Genomic DNA, 20,797 nt, shown 5'->3' with positions numbered 1-20,797 from the left:
ACGATGACGTCCGACAACGCCGCCGGCGGCGTGCCGCGCAAGAACGGCTTCAATCTTTCCAAATGGGCGCTCGACCACGAGCCGCTGACGCGCTACCTGATGGTGGTGCTGATGGTGCTGGGCCTGGCGTCCTACTTCCAGCTGGGGCAGGACGAGGACCCGCCCTTCACCTTCCGTGCCATGGTGGTGCGTACCTACTGGCCGGGCGCCACCGCGCAGCAGGTGGCCGAGCAGGTCACCGACAAGATCGAGCGCACGCTGCAGGAGGTGCCTTACGCCGACATCATCCGCAGCTATTCCAAGCCGGGCGAGTCGCAGATCATCTTCCAGATCAAGGACAACTCGCGGCCCAGCGAGGTGCCCGACGTCTGGTATTCGGTGCGCAAGAAGGTCGGCGACATGCGCACCACCTTGCCCGGCGGCATCCAGGGGCCGTTCTTCAACGACGAATTCGGCGACGTCTACGGCGTGATCTACGCGCTGGAGGCCGACGGCTTCTCGCCGGCCGAGGTGAAGGCGATGGCTGACGACGTGCGCCAGAAGCTGCTGCGCGTGAAGGACGTGGCCAAGGTCGAGCAGTTCGGCGTGCAGGACGAGAAGGTCTACATCGAGGTCTCGCAAAAGCGCCTGGCGCAGCTGGGCCTGGACTTCAATGCCGTGCTGCAGCAGCTGGGCACGCAGAACGCGGTGGAGAGCGCGGGCACCATCCAGAGTCCGAAGGACGTCGTGCAGGTGCGCGTGGCCGGCCAGTTCTCCGATGTGGAGCAACTGCGCGCCATGCCCATCCGCGGCAGCTCGGGCAACCAGCTGCGCCTGGGCGATATCGCCGAAGTGCATCGGGGCTATGTCGATCCGCCCCAGGTCAAGGTGCGGCACCAGGGCCGTGACGTGATCGCGCTGGGCGTGGCCATGACCAAGGGCGGCGACATCATCGCGCTGGGCAAGTCGCTGCGCGCCGCCACCGACGAGATCGGCAGGCGCCTGCCGGCCGGCATGCGCCTGGCGCAGGTGCAGGACCAGCCGGTGGCGGTGGCCACCTCGGTCAACGAGTTCGTCCGGGTGCTGATCGAGGCCGTGGCCATCGTGCTGGCGGTGAGCTTCATCTCGCTGGGTCTGCACAAGGGCGGACGGCTGGGCTGGTACGTGGACGTGCGCCCGGGCCTGGTGGTGGCCATCACCATTCCGCTGGTGCTGGCGCTGACCTTCCTGGCGATGAACTACTTCGGCGTGGGCCTGCACAAGATTTCGCTGGGCTCGCTGATCATTGCGCTGGGTCTGCTGGTGGACGACGCCATCATTGCCGTGGAAATGATGGTGCGGAAGATGGAAGAGGGCTACGACAAGGTCCGCGCCGCCACCTTCGCCTACGACGTGACGGCCAAGCCGATGCTCACCGGCACGCTCATCACCGCGGCCGGCTTCCTGCCCATCGGCCTGGCCAAGTCGACCGTGGGCGAGTACACCTTCGCCATCTTCTTCGTCACGGTGATTGCGCTGGTGCTGTCGTGGCTGGTGTCGGTGTACTTCGTCCCGTACCTGGGCACGCTCATCCTCAAGGTCAAGCCGCACGACCCCGACGCGCCGCCGCACGAGCTGTTCGACACGCGCTTCTACAACACCTTCCGCGCCGCAGTGAACTGGTGCGTGAAGCATCGCTGGCTGACCATCGCGGCCACCATCGCCATCTTCGCGCTGGGCATCGTGGGCATGGGCAAGGTGCAGCAGCAGTTCTTCCCCGACTCCAGCCGCAACGAGATCCTGGTGGACCTGTGGTTCCCGGAAGGCACGTCCTTCGCGGCCAACGAAGAGGTTACCCGCCGCGTCGAGCAGCGGCTGATGAAGGAAGAGGGCGTGAAGACGGTGAGCACCTGGGTCGGCTCGGGCGTGCCGCGCTTCTACCTGCCGCTGGACCAGGTCTTTCCGCAGACCAACGTCTCGCAGCTCATCGTGCTGAGCGGCGGGGTGAAGGAGCGCGAGCGCCTGCGGGTGCTGTTTCCGGCGATGCTGGCCGAGGAATTCCCGGAGGTGCGCGGCCGCGTGAAGCTGCTGCCCAACGGCCCGCCGGTGCAGTATCCGGTGCAGTTCCGCGTCATCGGCAGCGATCCGGCCCAACTGCGCGCCTATGCCGACGAGGTGAAGGAGAAGATGCGCGCCAACCCCAACATGCGCGGCGTCAACGACAACTGGAACGAGTCGGTCAAGGTGATCCGCCTGGAGGTCGACCAGGCCAAGGCGCGCGCGCTTGGCGTGAGCAGCCAGGCCATCGCGCAGGCTTCGCGCACCATGTTCACCGGCACCACGGTGGGCCAGTTTCGCGAGAACGACAAGCTCATCGACATCGTGCTGCGGCAGACGCCCGACGAGCGCGAAGCCATCTCCGACATCGGCAACGCCTACCTGCCCACGGCGTCGGGTCGCTCGATTCCGCTGTCGCAGATCGCCAGGCCGGTGTTCAGCTGGGAGCCCGGCGTGATGTGGCGCGAGGGGCGCAACTACGCCATCACCGTGCAGGGCGACATCGTCGAAGGGATGCAGGGCGCGACCGTGACGCAGCAGCTGCTTCCTTCGCTGCGCGAGCTCGAGGCCCGGTGGCAGGACAACGGCGGGGCCGGCTACCGCATCCAGGTGGCCGGCGCGGTGGAGGAGAGCAGCAAGGGCTCCTCGTCGATCGTGGTGGGTGTGCCGATCATGCTGTTCATCATCTTCACGCTCCTGATGCTGCAGCTGCACAGCTTCAGCCGGGCCATGCTGGTGTTCATCACCGGGCCGCTGGGCATTGCCGGGGTGGCCGGCGCGCTGCTGGTCTCGAACCGGCCCTTCGGCTTCGTGGCGCTGCTGGGCGTGATTGCGCTGGGCGGCATGATCCAGCGCAACTCGGTGATCCTGATCGACCAGATCGAGATGGACCGCGCCGCCGGCGTGCCGGCCTGGGACGCCATCGTCGAGTCCGCCGTGCGCCGCCTGCGGCCCATCGTGCTGACCGCCGCGGCGGCCGTGCTGGCCATGGTGCCGCTGTCGCGCAGCGTCTTCTGGGGCCCGATGGCCGTGTCGATCATGGGCGGGCTGATCGTGGCCACGGTGCTCACGCTGCTGGCGCTGCCGGCCATGTACGCGGCGTGGTTCCGCGTGAAGCGCGAAGAAACACCGGCGTCTTGAAGTCTCGTTCGGGCGTCCGAAGAACCGCCCCCAAAGCCGATTAAAATACGCGGTTGCCAATTTCGCGGGCGGCTTTTCTTCTTTTGGAAGGCGCTCGCACCTGAAGAATTTCTGTACTTGCGGTCACGCAAGCGAAGCGCGGGTGGCGAAATTGGTAGACGCACCAGGTTTAGGTCCTGACGCTCGCAAGAGCGTGCCGGTTCGAGTCCGGCCCCGCGCACCAGTACAGAAGACCCCTTACAAGGAAAGCCAAATGACCGTGAACGTTGAAACCCTCGAGAAGCTCGAACGCAAGATCACGCTGACGCTGCCCGTCGACGTCATCAAGTCCGAAGTGGACTCGCGCCTGAAGAAGCTGGCCCGCACCGTGAAGATGGACGGTTTCCGTCCCGGCAAGGTGCCGATGAACGTCGTGGCCCAGCGCTACGGCTACTCGGTGCACTACGAGGTCATGAACGACAAGGTCGGCCAGGCCTTCTCGCAAGCCGCCAACGAAGCCAAGCTGCGCGTGGCCGGCCAGCCCCGCATCACCGAGAAGGAAGGCGCCGCCGAAGGCGAAGTGGCCTTCGACGCGGTGTTCGAGGTGTTCCCCGAGGTCAAGATCAACGACCTGTCCAACGCCACCGTCGAGAAGCTCAGCGCCGACGTGAGCGACGAAGCCATCGACAAGACCATCGACATCCTGCGCAAGCAGCGCCGCACCTTTGCGCAGCGCCCGGCTGACGCCCAGGCGCAGGACGGCGACCGCGTCACCGTCGACTTCGAAGGCAAGATCGACGGCGAGCCCTTCCAGGGCGGCAAGGCCGACGACTTCCAGTTCATCGTGGGCGAAGGCCAGATGCTCAAGGAATTCGAAGACGCCGTGCGCGGCCTGAAGGTGGGCGACAGCCGCACCTTCCCGCTGTCGTTCCCGGCCGACTATCACGGCAAGGACGTGGCCGGCAAGCAGGCCGACTTCATGGTCACCGTGAAGAAGCTGGAAGCCGGCAACCTGCCCGAAGTGAACGAGGCGCTGGCCAAGTCGCTGGGCATTGCCGACGCCACCGTCGAAGGCCTGCGCGCCGACATCAAGAAGAACCTGGAGCGCGAAGTCAAGTTCCGCCTGCTGGCGCGCAACAAGAACGCCGTCATGGACGCCCTGGTGGCCAACGCCGAACTCGACCTGCCCAACGCCAGCGTGCAGTCCGAGATCGCCCGCATGGTGGAAGGCGCCCGCGCCGAACTCAAGCAGCGCGGCATCAAGGACGCCGACAAGGCCCCGATCCCCGACGAAGTCTTCCGCCCGCAAGCCGAGCGCCGCGTGCGCCTGGGTCTGGTGGTGGCCGAGTTGGTGCGCGCCAACGAGCTGCAGGCCAAGCCCGAGCAGATCAAGGCCCACGTGGACGAGCTGGCCGCCAGCTACGAGAAGCCGGCCGACGTGGTGCGCTGGTACTTCAGCGATGCCAACCGCCTGGGCGAGGTCGAGGCGGTGGTCATCGAGAACAACGTGACCGACTTCGTGCTGTCCAAGGCCAAGGTCACCGAAAAGGCCGTTTCCTTCGACGAACTGATGGCGCAGCAGGGCTGAAGCCCGGCCCTGTCCCTCATTCGAAAATGGGGCTTGTGCTTTGGCGCACGGGCCCCATTTTGTTTTGGGTACAGTAGGAACCTCTTTGGAAAGAGCAATCAAATGAGCGCACTAGACACCAAGGCCCTGGGCATGGTCCCCATGGTCATCGAGCAGTCGGGCCGCGGCGAGCGGTCTTACGACATTTACTCGCGCCTTCTGAAGGAGCGCGTGATCTTCCTGGTGGGCGAGGTCAACGACCAGACCGCCAACCTGGTGGTGGCCCAGTTGCTCTTCCTGGAGAGCGAAAACCCGGACAAGGACATCTCGTTCTACATCAACTCCCCGGGCGGCAGCGTGAGCGCCGGCATGGCCATCTACGACACCATGCAGTTCATCAAGCCGGACGTGTCCACCCTGTGCATCGGCTTCGCGGCCAGCATGGGCGCCTTCCTGCTGGCGGCCGGCGAGAAGGGCAAGCGCTTCTCGCTGCCCAACTCCAAGATCATGATCCACCAGGTGCTGGGCGGCGCCCGCGGCCAGGCCACCGACATCGAGATCCACGCCCGCGACATCCTGAAGACGCGCGAGCAGATGAACCGCATCCTGGCCGAGCGCACCGGCCAGCCGCTCGAAAAAATCGCCCGCGACACCGAGCGCGACTACTTCCTCAATGCCGAGGAAGCCAGGGACTACGGCCTGGTCGACCAGGTCATTTCCAAGCGCGGCTGAAAATAGGGCCCCCACGCTCCCCCGCTGCGCGAGGGCCGCTGCCCCCCGAGGGGGCGCTTTTCATCTTGGGGCGGCCCGGCGATGAAAAGGGTCCACCCGGACCCGCCAGACGGCGCCAGGGCAAAAGCGGCGTTTTCCACACGGAGAACGCCGTTTTTGTTTCGCTATCATTGAGTTCAAACCGTTACGAGGCATCCGTCCATGGCCGACAAAAAAGGCTCTTCCAGCGAGAAAACGCTTTACTGCTCCTTCTGCGGCAAAAGCCAGCACGAGGTGAAGAAGCTCATCGCCGGGCCGTCGGTCTTCATCTGCGACGAGTGCATCGACCTGTGCAACGAGATCATCCGTGACGAGCTGCCCGCGGGCGAGGAAGGCAAGGAAGCCAAGAGCGACCTGCCCACCCCCTCGGAGATCAAGCTCAACCTCGACAACTACGTCATCGGCCAGGAAGCGGCCAAGCGCATGCTGTCGGTGGCGGTGTACAACCACTACAAGCGCCTGAAGCACAAGGACAAGGCCAAGGGCGACGACGTCGAGCTCAGCAAGAGCAACATTCTGCTGATCGGCCCGACCGGCTCGGGCAAGACGCTGCTGGCCCAGACGCTGGCGCGCCAGCTCGACGTGCCCTTCGTGATGGCCGACGCCACCACGCTGACCGAAGCCGGCTATGTGGGCGAGGACGTCGAGAACATCATCCAGAAGCTGCTGCAAAGCTGCAACTACGAGGTGGAGCGCGCGCAGCGCGGCATCGTCTACATCGACGAGATCGACAAGATCTCGCGCAAGTCGGACAACCCCAGCATCACCCGCGACGTGTCGGGCGAGGGCGTGCAGCAGGCGCTGCTCAAGCTCATCGAAGGCACCATGGCCAGCGTGCCGCCGCAGGGCGGGCGCAAGCACCCGAACCAGGACTTTTTGCAGATCGACACGACCAACATCCTGTTCATCTGCGGCGGCGCTTTCGCCGGCCTGGAGAAGGTCATCGAGAACCGCACCGAGGCCTCGGGCATCGGCTTCGGCGCCGCGGTGCGCAGCAAGAAGCAGCGCAGCCTGACCGAGGTGTTCCGCGAAGTCGAGCCCGAAGACCTGATCAAGTTCGGCCTCATTCCCGAACTGGTGGGCCGCATGCCGGTGGTGGCGTCGCTGGCCGAACTGAGCGAAGACGCGCTGGTGCAGATCCTCACCGAGCCCAAGAACGCCGTCGTCAAGCAGTTCGTCAAGCTGCTGCAGATGGAAGGCGTGGACCTGGAGATCCGGCCTGCCGCGCTCAAGGCCATCGCCCGCAAGGCGCTGGCCCGCAAGACCGGGGCCCGCGGCCTGCGGTCGATCCTGGAACAGTCGCTGATCGACACCATGTTCGAGTTGCCGAACATGAACAATGTCGAGAAGGTAGTCGTCGACGAATCGACGATCGACGAGAACAAGGCGCCGCTGCTCGTGTACCGCGAGGCGGCCAAGAAGGCCTAGTGCCCGACCTGATTCACGCTACTGGCCACGCGCCGCACAGCGCGCGTTTTCCGATGGGCTTGCCGCGCGCACTTGAAATGCGCGGGTATCCGACCATCTTTGTCAGACAACCCTTTTGAAAAGGATCACCATGTCCGGCCATACCCCCTTGCCCTCCGATCCTGTGGACCTGCCGCTTTTGCCGCTGCGCGACGTGGTCGTGTTTCCCCACATGGTCATCCCCCTGTTCGTGGGACGGCCCAAGAGCATCAAGGCGCTCGAACTCGCCATGGAAGCCGAGCGCCGCATCATGCTGGTGGCGCAGAAAGCCGCCGCCAAGGACGAGCCCTCGGTGGACGACATGTTCGACGTGGGCTGCGTCTCGACCATCCTGCAGATGCTGAAACTGCCCGACGGCACCGTGAAGGTGCTGGTCGAAGGCCAGCAGCGCGCCAAGGTCGACAAGATCCACGACCACGAGAGCCATTTCACCGCCACCGTGACCCCGTCCGAGGCGGCAGAAGGCGCCGCCCAGAAGGGCACCGAGGTCGAGGCGCTGCGCCGCGCGGTGATGCAGCAGTTCGACCAGTACGTCAAGCTCAACAAGAAGATCCCGCCCGAGATCCTCACCTCGATCTCCAGCATCGACGACGCCGGCCGCCTGGCCGACACCATCGCGGCGCACCTGCCGCTCAAGCTCGAGAACAAGCAGGCCGTGCTCGACCTCGACGAGGTCAAGGAGCGCCTGGAAAACCTGTTCGCGCAGCTCGAACGCGAGGTCGACATCCTCAACGTCGACAAGAAGATCCGCGGCCGCGTGAAGCGGCAGATGGAAAAGAACCAGCGCGACTTCTACCTGAACGAGCAGGTCAAGGCCATCCAGAAGGAACTGGGCGAGGGCGAGGACGGCGCGGACATCGAGGAGATCGAGAAGAAGATCAAGCTCGCCAAGATGCCCAAGGAGGCCTTGAAGAAGGCCGAGGCCGAGCTCAAGAAACTCAAGCTGATGTCGCCCATGTCGGCCGAGGCCACCGTGGTGCGCAACTACATCGACGTGCTGGTCGGCCTGCCCTGGAGCAAGAAGACCAAGATCAAGCACGACCTCGGGCATGCCGAAGAAGTGCTCAACGAAGACCACTACGGCCTGGACAAGGTCAAGGACCGCATCCTTGAGTACCTTGCCGTGCAGCAGCGCGTGGACAAGGTGAAGGCGCCCATCCTGTGCCTCGTCGGCCCTCCGGGCGTGGGCAAGACCTCGCTCGGCCAGTCGGTGGCCAAGGCCACGGGCCGCAAGTACGTGCGCATGGCGCTGGGCGGCATGCGCGACGAGGCCGAGATCCGCGGGCACCGCCGCACCTACATCGGCGCGCTGCCGGGCAAGGTGCTGCAGAGCCTGAACAAGGTGGGCACGCGCAATCCGCTGTTCCTGCTGGACGAGATCGACAAGCTGGGCACCGACTTCCGCGGCGACCCGTCGAGCGCGCTGCTCGAAGTGCTCGATCCCGAGCAGAACCACACCTTCGGCGACCACTACGTCGAGGTCGATTTCGACCTGAGCGACGTGATGTTCGTCGCCACGTCCAACTCGATGAACATTCCGCCGGCCCTGCTGGACCGGATGGAAGTCATCCGCCTGTCGGGCTACACCGAAGACGAGAAGACGCACATCGCGCTGAAGTACCTGCTGCCCAAGCAGCTGAAGAACAACGGCGTGAAGGACAACGAACTCCTTGTCACCGAAGAAGCGGTGCGCGACATCGTGCGCTACTACACCCGCGAAGCCGGCGTGCGTTCGCTCGAGCGCGAGCTGTCCAAGATCTGCCGCAAGGTGGTCAAGGGCATCCAGCTCAAGAAGATGACGCCGCTGGTCACCGTGACGGGCGAGAACCTCAACGAGTTCCTGGGTGTTCGCAAGTTCACCTTCGGCCGTGCCGAGCAGCAAAACCAGGTGGGCCAGGTCGTGGGCCTGGCCTGGACCGAGGTGGGCGGCGACCTGCTCACCATCGAGGCCGTGACCATGCCCGGCAAGGGCATCATCTCGCGCACCGGCTCGCTCGGCGACGTGATGAAGGAATCGGTTGAGGCTGCCCGCACGGTGGTGCGCAGCCGCGCGCATGTGCTGGGCATCAAGGACGAGATGTTCGAGAAGCGCGACATCCACATCCACGTGCCCGACGGCGCCACGCCCAAGGACGGCCCGAGCGCGGGTGCGGCCATGACGACGGCTTTTGTGTCTGCGCTCACCGGCATCCCGGTGCGCAGCGACGTCGCCATGACCGGCGAGATCACGCTGCGCGGCGAGGTGACGGCCATTGGCGGCCTGAAGGAAAAGCTGCTGGCTGCTTTGCGCGGTGGTATCAAGACGGTGCTGATTCCGGAAGAGAACGCCAAGGACCTGCAGGAGATTCCCGAGAACGTGAAGAACGGCCTGGAGATCATTCCTGTGAAGTGGATCGACAAGGTGCTGGAAGTGGCGCTGGAGCGCCAGCCCACGCCGCTGTCGGACGAGGAGGTTGCAGCGTCGCAGGCAGCGCTGGCCGAGATCGCCAAGCAGCGGGCTCAGGCGAGCGAAGGGTCGGTGAAGCACTGACCCAGCGCCCTGGAGGGTCGAAGTTTTTTGCGCCAGCTTGAGAAGGCGCAAAAAACTACGCTATACTCTAGGGCTTACGCGGGAATAGCTCAGTTGGTAGAGCGCAACCTTGCCAAGGTTGAGGTCGCGAGTTCGAGTCTCGTTTCCCGCTCCAGGTTTTGAAGAAGAAGGGAAGCCGCAAGCTTCCCTTTCTTTTTGAAAGAGGGTCTACGCGGCGCGATAGCAAAGCGGTTATGCAACGGATTGCAAATCCGTCTAGTCCGGTTCGACTCCGGATCGCGCCTCCAATACTCTTGCTCAACAGCCCCGCAACCCAGGTCGCGGGGCTGTTTTGTTTTCGGGTATCTTCGAACAGCATCCTTCCGACCCGGCGCCCGGATGGTGAAATTGGTAGACACATCGGACTTAAAATCCGCCGCTTCCTGAAAAGGGGCGTACCGGTTCGACCCCGGTTCCGGGCACCACAACACGATAAAGGGAGCACGACATGTCCCGCTACAACGCTCCATTCGAAATCCATGTGCACGGCGACATTCCGCTGCGCACCGACGTCAACTTCTCCCAGATCCAGGAAGCGCTCAAACCCTTGTGGGCGTATGCCGGCGCGAAGTCGCTGGCCGACGGCGCTGCCAGCAGCTACGAGGAAGAGCCCGGCATCCGCTTCGACCAGAAGGAGCACGTGCTGCAGATCTGCTGGACCGTGGCGGGCGACGAGGACTTTCGCCATGCCCTGGACGAGATGTGCATGGGCGTCAACGAACTGGCCGAGCAGGGCGCCGCGATCGAGGTCACCTTCTACGACACCGACTACGACGAGGAAGAGGGCGATCCCAACGAGGAATCGCGCGACGATTTCCTCATGCTCTTCGTCGGCCCCAATCCGGCGGCCATCATGCAGGTGCAGCGCGACCTGCTGGTGGAAGACGTGGTGAACCTGATGGAGCGCCACTTCGAAGGGGCCGAACTGGGTGGCGTGGTGGCCGAGATCGACAAGCTCTTCTCAGACCGCTTCGACGCACTGGTCAACTCGCTCGAAATCGGCAAGCCGCCGCGCGGTGGCGGCAGCGGCGGTGCGGGTGGCGGCACCCATGGCGGCGGACGGCGTCCGCGCCACCTGCACTGAGGCGCTGAACCAGCCTGCCCGCTGATGCCGCGCTGCGCGCGCGGTTCGGTGCAGCGCAACAAGCCTCGGCTATGCTCCCGGCAACCTTTGTTTCCTGGAGGCGCCGTTGGCCCTGTTTCCCGAGTCTGCCCTTCAAGCCGGCGTGCGCAAGCGCGAGGTGTTCGGCTGGGCCATGTACGACTTCGCCAACTCCGGCTACACGACAGTCGTCATCACGGCGGTGTTCGCCGCCTATTTCGTGGGCGGCCTGGCCCAGGGCGCGGCCTGGGGGCCCCTGGCCTGGACGGTCGCGCTGAGTATCTCGTACGCCGTCGTCATGTTCACCATGCCGGCGCTTGGCGCCTGGGCTGACCAGCATGCGGCGAAGAAGCGCCTGCTGATGCTGTCGACTGCCGGCTGCGTGCTATCCACGGCCGCGCTCGCCCTCACGCCGGGCATGGCCGGCACCGCCGGCGGCATCGCACTGGCCATGTTCATCATCGTCGCCTCCAACACCTTCTACTCGTATGGCGAGTCGCTCACGGGCGCCTTCCTGCCCGAGTTGGCCACGTCCGAAGGCATGGGCAAGGTCAGCGGGTGGGGATGGGGTTTCGGCTACGTGGGCGGCATGCTGGCGCTGGGCATCTGCCTGGCCTACGTGCTGTGGGCGCAGGCCAGGGGGCTGCCGGCCGCGCATTTCGTGCCGATGACCATGCTCATCACGGCGGCCATCTACGGCGCCGCTGCCTGTGTGACTTTTGTGCTGCTGCCCGAGCGTGCCCAGCCCCAGGCGGCGCGTGGCGAAGGGAGTGCCTGGCGACGCCTGCGCAAGACCTTCGGCGAGGCGCGGGCGCACCGCGACTTCATGTGGCTGCTGGCCTGCACCGTGTGCTACCAGGGTGGCGTGGCCGTGGCGATCACACTGGCGGCGATCTATGCCGAGCAGGTGATCGGCTTCGTGCCGCACGAGACCATGGTGCTGATCTTCGTGCTCAACATCGCGGCGGCCCTGGGCGCCTTCGGCTTCGGCTATGTGCAGGACCGCATCGGTCATCGCCTGGCCTTGGCCACGACCCTGGTCGCGTGGATCGCCGTGTGCCTGGTGGCGGCCACGGCCACGAGCAAGGGGCAGTTCTGGGTGGCGGCGACCATCGCGGGCCTGGCCATGGGCTCCAGCCAATCCGCCGGTCGCGCGATGGCGGGCGTGCTGGCACCGCCGCGGCAACTGGCCGAGTTCTTCGGCCTGTGGAGCTTTGCGACCCGGCTGGCCAGCATCGTCGGCCCGATGGGCTATGGCCTGATCACCTGGGCCACCGGCGGCAACCAGCGCATCGCGATCCTGGCCACCACGGGCCTGTTCGTGGCCGGCATTGCGCTACTGCTGCCCATTGACATGCGGCGCGGGCGTACCGTGGCGCTGGCCGCCTAGCGGGCGCCGTGCGTTGGCAGTGGCGCGGTCCGCGATTCAGTCGACCGCGCGGTACTGGCGTCCGTCGTAGCGCAGCGTGCTTTCGCTGAAGCGGGGCAGTTCGCTGCTTTCCACGCAATCGTTGCCCTGCAGTTCGTTGACCGAGCTCGTCTCCGTCTGGCGCACCTGCAGATCGGCCATGCCCTTGGCGCTGGATGATGCCGAATGCACGACCGCCAGCTGGCGCTCCTGCTTTTTGAAATGGCCGGTGCAGCCGGGGCCCCAACGGCCGCGCTCCCGGCGCGTCTCGAACTCGTCCAGCAACAGGTGCAATTGATTGCCGCGGTCCAGCCCGTACAGCGACAGTGTTTCGCTCGATGCCGGCTGGCTCGTGGCCATGCTGCGCCGGTGGATGCGCAGGCCGAAGCTCTGCCATTGCGCGTGTAGGCGATAGCGGGCCGCATCGAATTCGATGTCGCTCACGGCCATGGCGTCGCTGCCCCGGCTGCTGGGCACGGTCTGCCGCTGCCGGGCCACGATGGTGCTGCGCTCGCTGTTGCCGTTGTCCGGCTGCTGCACCACCAGGATGTCCAGGTCCAGCGTGCCGGGTGCCGTGCCCCGGGTCGGCAGCACGACCACGCTGCGGCCCAGATGCCCATGCCAGGCATGGCAGACGGTCAGTTCGTGAATCAGGACTCGCTGCGGATCGATCTTGTCGTGCAGCCGTTCGGCCAGGCCGCTCTGGCACGCTGCCTGCGCGCCGGTGTGCAGTGCGGCGGCCAGGACGGCAAGAAGAGCCGCGCGCTGCATGGCGAGAAAACCTTCAGCCGAGCGCGACGGCCCCGGCCCCAACCTGCAGCCAGCGCCCCGCGGCCGCATCCAGTGCCGAGGCATCGCCGCTGGTCAGCAACTGCAGCGAGCCGCTCGAGCCGCCAACGGCCAACTGCCCCTTGGCCGCCAGCAGCCGTCGCGCCTGCTGCGCCACGGGTTGTCCCGTTTCGATGAGGCGCACGGGCTCTCCGGCCAGGCGCTGCAGGTCGGCGGCGATGAAGGGGTAGTGCGTGCAGCCCAGTACCAGCGTGTCGATCTCGCCTGGCGCGTGGCCGAAGCGGCCGAGGGCGCCGACATACTTCGCGGCCAAAGTCTGGATGGCGGTTTCGTCCAGCCGCTCGATGGCGCCGGCCAGGCCGTCGCATGGCATGAGGCTGAAGCGCACCCGGTCGGTCTTCAGGCCGTCGTGCAGCGCCTTGAACTTGCCGCTGGCCAGCGTGCCGCGCGTGGCCAGCACGCCCACGTGCCCGGTGCGCGTGGCCGCGGCCGCCGGCTTGAGGGCCGGCTCCACGCCCACGAGAGGCAAGTCCGGGTAGGCGGCGCGCAGCAGGCCGATGGCCGCTGCGGTGGCGGTGTTGCAGGCCACCACCAGCGCCTTGATGCCGTGCGCTTCGACCAGCTGGCGCGCAATGTCCAGCGTGCGTTCGATCACGAAGGCATCGCCGCGCTCGCCGTAGGGCGCATGCGCGCCGTCGGAGAAATAGACGAAGCGTTCGCCCGGCAACTCGGCCTGCAGCGCGGCCAGCACACTCAGGCCGCCGACGCCACTGTCGAACACGCCGATGGGCGAATTACTCATGCACGGTTGCCGATGCAGCTTTGCAAATGCGGCCACCCTGCCGGCGGCCGCACCTGGCTCAGGCCGTTTCCAGCGCGATGCCCTTGAACTCGCCGCTGGCGATGCGCTTGCTCCACTCGGCCGGGCCGGTGATGTGCGCGCTGGTGCCGCCGGCGTCCACCGCCACGGTGACGGGCATGTCCACCACGTCGAACTCGTAGATGGCTTCCATGCCCAGGTCCTCGAAGCCCACCACCTTGGCCTTCTTGATGGCCTTGCTCACCAGGTAGGCGGCGCCGCCCACGGCCATGAGGTAGGCGCTCTTGTGCTTCTTGATGGCTTCGATGGCGACCGGGCCGCGCTCGGCCTTGCCGATCATGGCGATCAGGCCGGTCTGCGACAGCATCATCTCGGTGAAGCCGTCCATGCGGGTGGCGGTGGTGGGGCCGGCGGGGCCCACGGCTTCGCCGGCGATCGGGTCGACCGGGCCCACGTAGTAGATGACGCGGTTGGTGAAGTCCACCGGCAGCTTCTCGCCCTTGGCCAGCATGCCCTGGATGCGCTTGTGCGCGGCGTCGCGGCCGGTGAGCATCTTGCCGTTGAGCAGCAGGGTCTGGCCCGGCTTCCAGCTGGCCACCACTTCGGGCGTGAGCGTGTTCAGGTCGACGCGGGTGCTCTTCTGCGTGTCGGGTGCCCAGTCGACCTTGGGCCACAGGTCCAGCGACGGCGCCTCGAGGTACACGGGGCCGGAGCCGTCGAGTACGAAGTGCGCGTGGCGCGTGGCGGCGCAGTTGGGGATCATGGCCACGGGCTTGCTGGCTGCGTGGGTGGGGTACATCTTGATCTTGATGTCCAGCACGGTGGCCAGGCCGCCCAGGCCCTGCGCGCCGATGCCCAGGGCGTTGACCTTCTCGAACAGCTCCAGGCGGAGCTTCTCGACGTCACTCAGATCTTCCTTGCGGGCCGCCTTGGCCTGCAGCTCGTGCATGTCCAGGTCGTCCATCAGACTTTCCTTGGCCATGAGCGCGGCCTTCTCGGCGGTGCCGCCGATGCCGATGCCCAGCATGCCGGGCGGGCACCAGCCGGCGCCCATGGTGGGGACGGTCTTGAGCACCCAGTCGACCACGCTGTCGCCCGGGTTGAGCATCACCATCTTGCTCTTGTTCTCGCTGCCGCCGCCCTTGGCGGCCACCGTCACCTCGACGGTGTTGCCGGGCACGATCTCGGTGAAGATCACGGCCGGCGTGTTGTCCTTGGTGTTCTTGCGGGCGAACTGCGGGTCGGCCACCACCGAGGCGCGCAGCATGTTGTCAGGATGGTTGTAGGCGCGGCGCACGCCTTCGTTGATGGCGTCGTCCAGGCTGCCCTCGAAGCCTTCCCAGCGCACGTCCATGCCCACCTTCAGGAACACGTTCACGATGCCGGTGTCCTGGCAGATCGGGCGGTGCCCGATGGCGCTCATCTTGCTGTTGGTGAGGATCTGCGCCATGGCGTCCTTGGCGGCAGGGCTCTGCTCGCGCTCGTACGCCTTCGCCAGGTGGGCGATGTAGTCGGCGGGATGGTAGTAGCTGATGTATTGCAGCGCGGCGCTGATCGATTCGGTCAGGTCGGCGGCTTTGATGGTCGTGGGCATGGGTCTTCGGGGTAGTCAAAGGCTCCCGCAATTATCCTACCGGCCGCCCACGGCCCTGGCAGGGGGCGCGCTTGCCCCCTGGCCGCGTTCGGAAAGGCGCGCGGCCTCAGCTTCCGGCGCCAGCCGCCTGCGCCTGCGCGATCCAGCCGTCGAATTCCTTCTGGTGCGCCGCGATCCAGCCGTCGGCATGGCGCGCGATGTCGGCCGGCTTGTCCTCGCCGGCGCGCATGCGCAGGTTCTGTGCGTTGATGTCGGCAATGGACAGCTTCATCAGCTCGAACAGCCTCGCGGCGGCCGGGTTCTTCTCGATGAACGCCTTGTTCGCCACGATCCATTCTTCAGAAGGCAGCGAGCCGTAGTTCTTGCCGTTGGGCAGGCGGGTGTCCACCTTCTTGCCGCCCGGTGCCGAGGAGAAAGGCACCTGCAGCCACACCACGTCCTTGCCGGGCACCAGCTCGGCGCTCACCCAGTAGGGCGTCCAGGTGTAGTAGAGGATGGGCTTGCCGGCCTTGTAGCGCTGGATGGTGTCGGCCATCAGCGCGGGGTAGTTGCCCTGCTTGTGCGTGACGGCGTCGCGCAGCTTGTAGGCGCTGAGGTGGTCCTCGACCATCAGCTCGCAGCCCCAGCCGGGCGTACAGCCGGTGAGGTCGGCCTTTCCGTCGCCGTCGGTGTCGAACAGGGCGGCGATCTTCGGCTCGCGCAATTGGTCCACGTTGCTGATGCCGTACGCATCGGCGGTCTTGCGGTCGATCAGGTAGCCCTGCACGGCGCCTTGGATGTAGGCGCCCGAATGCCACAGCTTGGCGTCGCCGCCGCTGTTGGCATAGAAGGCATCCTGCAGGCCGGTCCAGTGGTTGGCCATGAAGGTGGCGTCGCCGTTGGCCACGGCCAGGTGGGCGGTGGCCGGCTCGATCTCCTGCACCGGCTCCACCTTGTAGCCCAGGCGCTCGAGGCCGCGCACCACCAGCTGGGTCTGGAAGGCTTCTTCCGCCAGCGAGCTGCGCAGCGGCTTGATGGTGATGCCCTGGCCGGGCAAGGCGGCCTTCGTGGTCTGCGCATGCAGTGCCGGGGCCATGGCAACCAGGCTGGATGCCAGCAAGGCGCCCAGCAGCGCACGGCGCGCGGCGCGGTGGGGGAGCGAGTGGGTGTGCATGGTGTCTCTCCTCATCGTGTTCCGGGTCAGTCGGCGGCAGCCAGTCGCGCGGCGCCTTGCGGCAAGGCGCCTGCATCGCGACCGGTCTGTGCGCTGGATTCGCTGCGGGGCACCAGGCGGCGCAGAACGCTCAACAGCAGGCCCACCGGGCCGGTGTGCCACCAGTGGCGCACACCGCGGCGCGGCCGGCCCATGGCCTGTGTCAGGCGGTCCAGCGAGATGGCCAGCAGCACGATGCCCAGGCCGCCGACGGTCGCCAGGCCCATGTCCAGCCGGCCGATGCCGCGCAGCACCATCTGGCCCAGGCCCCCCACGGCGATCATCGAGGCGATCACCACCATCGACAGCGACATCATCAGCGCCTGGTTGATGCCGGCCATGATGGACGGCATGGCCAGCGGCAGCTGCACCTTCGCCAAGAGCTGCCAGGGCGAGGCACCGTAGGCGCGCGCCGCCTCCACCAGATCGGGCCGGACCTGGCGCAGGCCCAAGCTGGTCAGGCGCACCAGCGGCGCCAGCGCGAAGACCACGGTGACGATCACGCCCGGCACGTTGCCGATGCCGAACAGCATCACCACCGGCACCAGGTAGACGAAGGCGGGCGTGGTCTGCATGGCGTCCAGCAGCGGGCGCAGCAGCTTCTGCGCGCGGTCGCTGCGCGCCAGCAGCACGCCGAGCGGCAGGCCGACCAGCATGCAGAACACCAGCGAAGTCAGCACCAGCGAGAGGGTGGTCATGGCCTCGGGCCAGATGCCCAGCATGGCCACCACCACCAGCGCCAGCGTGATGCCGGTGGCCACCGCGCGCCCGGCGAATTGCCAGGCCAGCAGGGCGACCAGCGCGATCACCATCGGCGCCGGCAGGCCGCCCAGCATGCGCTCGATGTTCGAGAGGGCCTGGTCCACCGGCACGCGCACCGACTGGAAGAAGGGGCGGAAGTGCGCCACCACCCAGTCCAGGCCGTGGTTGATCCATTGCTCGATGGGCAGGGTGCCGTCCCACAGCCGGTGCAGGGCGAGGCCGCCGGCATCGGGCGCGGACGTGGCGGCCTGCGCGAGTGCGTTGGAAGACGCATCGTGCGCAGCCTGCGCCGGACCGTCGAGCCAGGCGCCGCCGAACGATGGATCGCCGCTGGCGGTCCATGGGTCGACGAAGACGTCGGGGGTGGGCGCCGCCAGCGCGGCATCGGGCGAAGGCGCGGCGCCGGCCGCGGCCCACGGGTCGTTGTAGTTGGCGATGGCGGATGCGTTGTCCGCGGCGGCGGTGGTTGCGAGTTCGTTCATGTCCTCTCCCTTCTCGTTCAATGTGCTGCCGTGGCGGTGGACGCTGCGGACGCAGGCTCGATCGGCGGCGTGTCGCGGTCCAGGAACTTCAGCAGGGTGGTCTTGCTGATGGCGCCGCAGAAGCGCCCGCCGCGCAGCACCGGCAAGGGGCAGGGCGCCTGCGCCAGCTGGCCGAACAGCTCGGCCACGGGCAGTTCGGCATCGATGCCCTGCACGTTCGGCAGCATCGCGTGCTGCAGGCCCAGTTGGCCGGAGTGGCCGCGCAGCGCGCTGCGCAGCGAGTCGGCGGAGACGGTGCCCAGGTAGCGCTTGTCGGGGCTGAGCACGTAGGCATAGTCGCGGTCCTCGTCCTCGAGCATGCGCAGCGCCGCGCGCGAGCCGCGGTCGGCATGTTCGCTGACCACCGTGAGGGCGCGGCGCGCGATGTCCCCGGCCTTGAACACGCGCGAGGCATCCACCCCGCGCACGAAGTCGCGCACATAGTCGTTGGCCGGGTTGCGCAGGATGTCGTCGGGCGTGCCCACCTGCACCACGTGGCCGTCCTTCATGATGGCGATGCGGTCGCCGATGCGCATGGCCTCGTCCAGGTCGTGCGAGATGAAGACGATGGTGCGGCGCTTGACCTGCTGCAGCCGCAGCAGCTCGGACTGCATCTCGGTGCGGATGATCGGATCGAGCGCCGAGAAGGCCTCGTCCATCAGCAGGATCGACGGGTCGGACGCGAGCGCGCGCGCCAGGCCCACGCGCTGCTGCATGCCGCCCGAGAGCTCGTCCGGATAGCTCTGGCCCCAGGCGCCCAGGCCCACCTGCTCCAGCGCGGCGTCGGCCAGCGGCAGGCGCTCGGCGCGGCTCACGCCGGCCAGCTCCAGGCCGAAGGCGGTGTTGTCCCGCACCGTCATGTGCGGCATGAGCGCGAAGGACTGGAACACCATGCTGATGTCCTTGCGGCGCAGGGCGCGCAGCTTGGCGTCATCGAGCTCGTTGATGTCGGTTCCGTCGATGACGATGCGGCCGGCGGTGGGCTCGATCAGGCGGTTGATGAGCCGCACCAGCGTGGACTTGCCCGAGCCCGAAAGGCCCATGACGACGAAGATCTCGCCGGCGCCGATCTCGAAGGTGGCGTCGAACACGCCGATGGACTGCCCGCTGCGCTCCACGATCTCCTGCTTGCTCAGGCCCTGGCGCACCAGTTCCAGCGCGTGCTGGGGGCGGTCGCCGAACACCTTGAAGACGTGATCGATCTGAATGGACTTGGCCATGTGCTGTCGTTTCTCCTTTTGTGGTTGACGGCAGCAGCGCACGCCCATGCCGGGCACGCGCCACCACGTCACGCCCGCTGGAATAGGGGAGAGGCCGGCACAGGACACGCACGCTGGAAAACGACGACGCCAGTGCCTTGTCGCCTGCGGGCGTGGCAATGGCCCCGGAAAAACCGGGACAAGGATGCCGGGCGGCTAGGCGCCCGGCAAAGAACGAACCGGTGCCGCGACGGGATGCAGAAACGATCCGCGAGTAGCACCAGCGAGATCTGCGGGAGACTGCTACATGCAGTTGCAGATCAATAGAAGGGGGAAATTATAACTTTTGAGAATGAAATTGTCACCCCCGGGCACCATGGGCGCCCTTGGCGTATGGTGATGGGCTTTGCCACGCCCGGCTGATCCAGGAGCCTTTCGATGAGCACATCCCCGACCTCCCGCACCGAACGCGACACCTTCGGCCCGATCGAGGTGCCGGCCGCGCGCCTGTGGGGCGCGCAGACGCAGCGTTCGCTGCAGAACTTCGACATTTCGGGCGAGCGCCAGCCGCGCGAGATCATCAAGGCGCTGGCCCAGGTCAAGCGGGCCTCGGCGGTGGTGAACCATCAGCTGGGCCTGCAGGACGACAGGAAGACCAAGGCCATCGTGGCCGCGGCCGACGAGGTGATCGCCGGCAAGCATCCCGATGAATTCCCGCTGGTGGTGTGGCAGACCGGCTCGGGCACGCAGACCAACATGAACGTGAACGAGGTGCTGGCCAACCGTGCGAGCGAGCTGCTCGGCGGCGAGCGCGGGGAAGGGCGCCTGGTGCACCCCAACGACGACGTCAACCGCAGCCAGTCGAGCAACGACGTGTTTCCCACCGCCATGCACGTGGCCGCGGTGGAGGCGATCACGCACAGGCTGCTGCCGGCCATCGACAAGCTGCGCCACACCCTGGCCTCCAAGGCGCGAGAGTTCGACGACATCGTCAAGATCGGCCGCACGCACCTGCAGGACGCCACGCCGCTCACGCTGGGACAGGAGTTCTCGGGCTACGTGGCGCAGTTGCAGCACGGCGAGGCGCATGTGCGCGCCGCGCTGCCGCACCTGTGCGAACTGGCGCTGGGCGGCACGGCCGTCGGCACCGGCCTGAACGCGCCCAAGGGCTACGCCGAGAACGTGGCGGCCGAGCTGTCGCGCATCACCGGCCTGCCCTTCGTGACGGCGCCCAACAAGTTCGAGGCCATGGCCAGCTGCGACGCGCTGGTGCACGCGCACGGTGCGCTCAAGACGCTGGCGGCCAGCATGAACAAGATCGCCAACGACGTGCGCTGGCTGGCCAGCGGCCCGCGCAGCGGCATCGGCGAGCTGAGCATTCCGGAGAACGAGCCGGGCTCGTCCATCATGCCGGGCAAGGTCAACCCCACGCAGAGCGAGGCGGTGACCATGCTGGCGGCGCAGGTCTTCGGCAACGACGTGGCCATCAACATCGGCGGGGCCTCGGGCAACTTCGAGCTGAACGTGTTCCGGCCCATGGTGGCGCACAACTTCCTGCAGAGCGTGCGCCTGCTGGCCGACGGCATGGTGAGCTTCAACGACCACTGCGCGGTCGGCATCGAGCCCAACCGCGACCGTATCACCGAACTGGTGTCGCGCTCGCTGATGCTGGTGACCGCGCTCAACACCCACATCGGCTACGACAAGGCGGCCTTCATCGCCAAGAAGGCGCACAAGGAAGGCACCAGCCTGCGGGAGGCGGCCATTGCCTCCGGCCACCTGACGGCCGAGCAGTTCGACGCCTGGGTGGTGCCCGAGAAGATGATCGGCCGCTGAGCGGCCAGCCTGGCCGACCTAAAAGCAAACGGGGCGCCGAAGCGCCCCGTTTTTCGTTCATAGCG

14 protein-coding genes and 4 tRNA genes are annotated in these 20,797 nt (G+C 66.7%); 12 read left to right on the top strand and 6 right to left on the bottom strand.

What is annotated here, in order from left to right; genetic code table 11:
- Positions 1–3: 3 nt before the first annotated feature.
- From VSO01S_RS15380 to VSO01S_RS15330, 11 genes are all read left to right on the top strand, one after another.
- Complete coding sequence (locus VSO01S_RS15380) at positions 4–3,156, top strand: efflux RND transporter permease subunit (protein ID WP_068643693.1); 3,153 nt, start codon at positions 4–6, stop codon at positions 3,154–3,156.
- Positions 3,157–3,292: 136 nt separating this feature from the next.
- A tRNA-Leu gene (locus tag VSO01S_RS15375) sits at positions 3,293–3,379 on the top strand.
- 30 nt (positions 3,380–3,409) lie between these two features.
- Positions 3,410–4,723 (top strand): trigger factor, encoded by a 1,314-nt coding sequence (gene tig, locus VSO01S_RS15370; protein WP_068643692.1) that lies wholly within the window; start codon positions 3,410–3,412, stop codon positions 4,721–4,723.
- A gap of 102 nt (positions 4,724–4,825) precedes the next feature.
- A complete protein-coding gene (gene clpP, locus VSO01S_RS15365; RefSeq protein WP_068643691.1) occupies positions 4,826–5,434 on the top strand; it encodes an ATP-dependent Clp endopeptidase proteolytic subunit ClpP in 609 nt (202 codons plus the stop codon).
- Between the two features lie 201 nt (positions 5,435–5,635).
- On the top strand, positions 5,636–6,901 hold the full coding sequence (clpX, locus tag VSO01S_RS15360; RefSeq protein ID WP_068643690.1) for an ATP-dependent Clp protease ATP-binding subunit ClpX: 1,266 nt from the start codon (positions 5,636–5,638) through the stop codon (positions 6,899–6,901).
- A gap of 130 nt (positions 6,902–7,031) precedes the next feature.
- A complete protein-coding gene (gene lon / locus VSO01S_RS15355) occupies positions 7,032–9,470 on the top strand; it encodes an endopeptidase La (RefSeq protein ID WP_068643689.1) in 2,439 nt (812 codons plus the stop codon).
- A 78-nt stretch (positions 9,471–9,548) separates the two neighbouring features.
- Positions 9,549–9,624: transfer RNA gene (locus VSO01S_RS15350), tRNA-Gly, on the top strand.
- Positions 9,625–9,683: 59 nt separating this feature from the next.
- A tRNA-Cys gene (locus VSO01S_RS15345) sits at positions 9,684–9,757 on the top strand.
- Between the two features lie 85 nt (positions 9,758–9,842).
- Positions 9,843–9,934: transfer RNA gene (locus tag VSO01S_RS15340), tRNA-Leu, on the top strand.
- 23 nt (positions 9,935–9,957) lie between these two features.
- Positions 9,958–10,593: a DUF6806 family protein gene (locus VSO01S_RS15335; protein WP_068643688.1), complete on the top strand. Its 636-nt coding sequence runs from the start codon at positions 9,958–9,960 to the stop codon at positions 10,591–10,593.
- Between the two features lie 106 nt (positions 10,594–10,699).
- Positions 10,700–12,001, top strand: coding sequence for an MFS transporter (locus VSO01S_RS15330; protein WP_068643687.1), 1,302 nt, complete (start codon positions 10,700–10,702; stop codon positions 11,999–12,001).
- A 36-nt stretch (positions 12,002–12,037) separates the two neighbouring features.
- Here VSO01S_RS15330 and VSO01S_RS15325 read toward each other — a convergent pair whose 3' ends face one another.
- From VSO01S_RS15325 to proV, 6 genes are all read right to left on the bottom strand, one after another.
- Positions 12,038–12,790: a PA3715 family protein gene (locus tag VSO01S_RS15325; protein WP_068643686.1), complete on the bottom strand. Its 753-nt coding sequence runs from the start codon at positions 12,788–12,790 to the stop codon at positions 12,038–12,040.
- A gap of 13 nt (positions 12,791–12,803) precedes the next feature.
- Positions 12,804–13,610 (bottom strand): glutamate racemase, encoded by an 807-nt coding sequence (gene murI, locus VSO01S_RS15320; RefSeq protein WP_068643685.1) that lies wholly within the window; start codon positions 13,608–13,610, stop codon positions 12,804–12,806.
- Between the two features lie 58 nt (positions 13,611–13,668).
- Complete coding sequence (locus VSO01S_RS15315) at positions 13,669–15,222, bottom strand: fumarate hydratase (RefSeq protein ID WP_068643684.1); 1,554 nt, start codon at positions 15,220–15,222, stop codon at positions 13,669–13,671.
- Between the two features lie 106 nt (positions 15,223–15,328).
- Entirely contained in the window at positions 15,329–16,375 is a 1,047-nt protein-coding gene (gene proX, locus VSO01S_RS15310) for a glycine betaine/L-proline ABC transporter substrate-binding protein ProX (protein WP_068643683.1), read from the bottom strand.
- A gap of 26 nt (positions 16,376–16,401) precedes the next feature.
- Positions 16,402–17,658: a glycine betaine/L-proline ABC transporter permease ProW gene (gene proW / locus VSO01S_RS15305; RefSeq protein ID WP_084241889.1), complete on the bottom strand. Its 1,257-nt coding sequence runs from the start codon at positions 17,656–17,658 to the stop codon at positions 16,402–16,404.
- A gap of 17 nt (positions 17,659–17,675) precedes the next feature.
- On the bottom strand, positions 17,676–18,917 hold the full coding sequence (gene proV / locus VSO01S_RS15300) for a glycine betaine/L-proline ABC transporter ATP-binding protein ProV (RefSeq protein WP_068643682.1): 1,242 nt from the start codon (positions 18,915–18,917) through the stop codon (positions 17,676–17,678).
- A 417-nt stretch (positions 18,918–19,334) separates the two neighbouring features.
- Here proV and fumC point away from each other — a divergent pair, with 417 nt between their 5' ends.
- Entirely contained in the window at positions 19,335–20,732 is a 1,398-nt protein-coding gene (fumC, locus tag VSO01S_RS15295) for a class II fumarate hydratase (protein WP_068643681.1), read from the top strand.
- The last annotated feature ends 65 nt before the right edge of the window (positions 20,733–20,797 follow it).

It is taken from the genome of Variovorax soli NBRC 106424, from assembly GCF_001591385.1.
Lineage (GTDB): Bacteria > Pseudomonadota > Gammaproteobacteria > Burkholderiales > Burkholderiaceae_C > Variovorax > Variovorax soli.
Note: the sequence above shows the minus strand (reverse complement) of the source record. Positions and strands in the feature narration are given on the sequence as shown.

What these genes read in the sequence shown, in the direction of transcription:
- murI (WP_068643685.1), bottom strand. Translation starts at nt 13,610, where the DNA reads ATGAGTAATTCGCCCATCGGCGTGTTCGACAGTGGCGTCGGCGGCCTG.
- lon (WP_068643689.1), top strand. Translation starts at nt 7,032, where the DNA reads ATGTCCGGCCATACCCCCTTGCCCTCCGATCCTGTGGACCTGCCGCTT.
- VSO01S_RS15325 (WP_068643686.1), bottom strand. Translation starts at nt 12,790, where the DNA reads ATGCAGCGCGCGGCTCTTCTTGCCGTCCTGGCCGCCGCACTGCACACC.
- proX (WP_068643683.1), bottom strand. Translation starts at nt 16,375, where the DNA reads ATGCACACCCACTCGCTCCCCCACCGCGCCGCGCGCCGTGCGCTGCTG.
- clpX (WP_068643690.1), top strand. Translation starts at nt 5,636, where the DNA reads ATGGCCGACAAAAAAGGCTCTTCCAGCGAGAAAACGCTTTACTGCTCC.
- clpP (WP_068643691.1), top strand. Translation starts at nt 4,826, where the DNA reads ATGAGCGCACTAGACACCAAGGCCCTGGGCATGGTCCCCATGGTCATC.
- VSO01S_RS15315 (WP_068643684.1), bottom strand. Translation starts at nt 15,222, where the DNA reads ATGCCCACGACCATCAAAGCCGCCGACCTGACCGAATCGATCAGCGCC.
- proW (WP_084241889.1), bottom strand. Translation starts at nt 17,658, where the DNA reads ATGAACGAACTCGCAACCACCGCCGCCGCGGACAACGCATCCGCCATC.
- fumC (WP_068643681.1), top strand. Translation starts at nt 19,335, where the DNA reads ATGAGCACATCCCCGACCTCCCGCACCGAACGCGACACCTTCGGCCCG.
- VSO01S_RS15335 (WP_068643688.1), top strand. Translation starts at nt 9,958, where the DNA reads ATGTCCCGCTACAACGCTCCATTCGAAATCCATGTGCACGGCGACATT.
- tig (WP_068643692.1), top strand. Translation starts at nt 3,410, where the DNA reads ATGACCGTGAACGTTGAAACCCTCGAGAAGCTCGAACGCAAGATCACG.
- proV (WP_068643682.1), bottom strand. Translation starts at nt 18,917, where the DNA reads ATGGCCAAGTCCATTCAGATCGATCACGTCTTCAAGGTGTTCGGCGAC.
- VSO01S_RS15380 (WP_068643693.1), top strand. Translation starts at nt 4, where the DNA reads ATGACGTCCGACAACGCCGCCGGCGGCGTGCCGCGCAAGAACGGCTTC.